The sequence below is a fragment of the Streptomyces synnematoformans genome (genome assembly GCF_039531005.1).
Classification (GTDB): Bacteria; Actinomycetota; Actinomycetes; order Streptomycetales; family Streptomycetaceae; genus Streptomyces; species Streptomyces synnematoformans.
Window position 1 is genome coordinate 1 of sequence record NZ_BAAAPF010000552.1, and the last position, 2,527, is coordinate 2,527.

At 77.5% G+C, this 2,527-nt stretch carries 1 protein-coding gene and 1 pseudogene; both read left to right on the top strand.

Annotated elements, in window-relative coordinates; all coding sequences use genetic code 11:
- Positions 1-871: pseudogene (locus ABD317_RS35855) on the top strand (serine/threonine protein kinase); the annotation flags it as partial.
- A 137-nt stretch (positions 872-1,008) separates the two neighbouring features.
- Positions 1,009-2,527, top strand: a 1,519-nt coding sequence (locus ABD317_RS35860) for a protein kinase (RefSeq protein WP_344296056.1), incomplete at its 3' end; no start/stop codon positions are given.

Below are 2,527 nucleotides of genomic sequence, written 5' to 3' on the forward strand. Positions count from 1 at the left end.
GGCCGCGGCCCGGGCGCGGGCGGGCGCCCGAGCGCTCTCGGCCCGGGTGGCCGCGCTGCCCCGGCGCACGCTGGCGGTCATCGCCGCCGTGGTCGCGCTGGCGATCCTCGGCACGGTCCTCGCCGTCGCGCTCGGCGGCGGCGACTCCGACTCGGGCTCGTCCGGCAGCGAAGGCGGACAGAGCGCCGGCGCGGGCGCGCAGGACGGCAAGGAGGGGCAGCAGGGCAAGGACCAGGCCGGCTCCGGCAAGGACGACGCCCAGGACGAGAAGCGGCAGGGGCAGGACGACGACGAGGACGGCGGCGCGGCCGACGACGGAGACGGCGGCGCCGGCCCGGGCCAGGGCTCCGGCGACGACGAGGGCAAGGGCGACGGCGACGGTTCCGGCGAGGGCTCCGCCGGCCTCCCCGACGGCTACGCGACCCTCACCGAGCCGGAGTTCAGCTTCTCCGTGGCCCTCCCCGACGGCTGGCAGCGCACCGACACCTCGCCCGGCGGGGGCGGCGCGATCTTCAGCGGGTCCTCCCGGTTCCCCCGCGTGCAGATCGACTTCACGTCCCAGCCCAACAACACCCCGGGCGGAGCGCTGTCGAACTGGCGCGACATAGAGGACGCCGTGCGGTCGTCCAGCCCCGGCTACCGCCGGATCTCGATGAAGGAGATCGAGTGGCGCGGTTATCCGACCGTCGCGGACTGGCAGTTCAGCCGGATACAGGACGGGCAGCGGATACGGGTCCTGGACCGCGGGTTCGCCGTGGACGACACCCACGGCTACGCGATAATGATCAGCTGCCCGGCCGACGAGTGGAACGGCGCGGAGTGCCGGGAGCTGCGCGACACGGCGTTCGAATCCTTCAAGCCGGTCGACTAACCCGCGCGAGCAGGGCGCAGACCCACCGTCGAGCACGTATCGTGATGTCTCGCGGACCGTACGCATCCGGACCAGGCTGAATACCGACCGCATTCGGCCCGGCCTCAGGCTCGTTGCGCGGTTGTGGGGAGGCGTTCGTGGACGACTACGCGGGCCGGGTGCTCGCCGACCGTTACCGGCTACCGGCTGCCGTCGACGCCGAACCCATCCACACGCGCGCCTTCGACACGTACAGCGGGCAGGACGTCCTCATCGGACAGGTGCCGCTGCCGGAGATCGTCGAGGCCGAGCTGATAGAGGACGGCGGCCCCGGCGCGGACCCCTCCGGGTACGGGGACGGGACGGGCCGGAGCGCGGCGAGCACGGTGGTGCAGCGGGCGATGGACGCCGCCCGCGCGGCCGCCGCGATCCCCGACCACCCCCGGCTGGCGCAGGTCTTCGACGTGTTCGAGGAGGGCGGCAGCCTCTGGATCGTCAGCGAGCTGGTGCCCGCGCGGACGCTCGAAGGGCTGCTGGAGGAGCGGCCGTTGAGCCCGTACCGCGGGGCGGAGGTCGCGGCGGACATCCTCACCGCGCTGCGTGCGCTGCACGCGCACGGCTGGACCCACCGGAACATCACGACGCGCACGGTGCTCGTCTGCGACGACGGCCGGGTGGTGCTGACCGGGCTGGCGTCGGCCGCGGCGGAGGAGGCGCTGTGCGGGTACGACCCGCTGCCCCCGCCGCCGGGCCACGGCGAGCCGCCGCGCCCCTCCGGCAGCCCAGGCCCCCCGCCCGGCGCGACACCGGCCCCGGGCCCGGGCTTCCCCGGCGACCCGGCGGACGGCCGCCTGCCGCAACTCCCGGACCCGGCGACGGGGTTCCTCCCGGCGCAGGACGCGGCGCGAGGGGCGGCGGGACGGCAGGAGAGCGGTGTCTTACCGCCGGGACCGGGGTGGAACGACGGCCCGGGACCGTACGGGGACGGCGCGGCCGGCGCGGACGCGCGGGGCGGTGCGGGCCCGTACGGCACGCCGCCGTACGACGAGGACGACGAGGTGTGGCGCTCGGCTCCGTACGGGGCGGGGGGCACGGGGGCCGCGCCGGGCGCGCCGGGCGGTGCGGCTTACGGCGAGGGCCCCGGGGAGCCGGACGAGGGTGCCGACGGGTGGCCGTTCGGTGCGTGGCAGCAGGGCGGCGCGGCCGGGAGCGGTGCCGGTCTTCCCGGCGGTCCCGGTGGTCAGCGCGGGCAGGGTGTCGGCGGTCCGGGCGGCGGGCAGGGGCAACAGCCGCGGGGCAGACCGCAGGGGGGCGAGCCCTCCGGCGGACAGCACGTAACCGGGGCCCACGGCGGGCCCTCGGGCGGCGGTGCGCGGGGCGGTCCGGCTCAGGCAGGCGTGCCTGCCGGTGGCGGTGCGCAGGGCGGTCCGGCTCACGGAGGCGGGCACGCCGGTAGCGGCGTACGCGGCGGTCCGGCGGCGTACGGGAATCCGGGGCCGGGGCCGGGGCAGGAAGCGGTGCGGTCGCAGCACACGCAGCCCGCGGGCCCCGCGGGGCGGCCCGGGGGCCACCCGCGCGGTGGCTCCGCCCCCGCCTCGGGTGGGGGCGGGCAGGCCGGGGACGGGGTGCCCGCGGCGCGGGCCGGGGTGATGGCCGCGTACCAGGCCGGTACGCGGG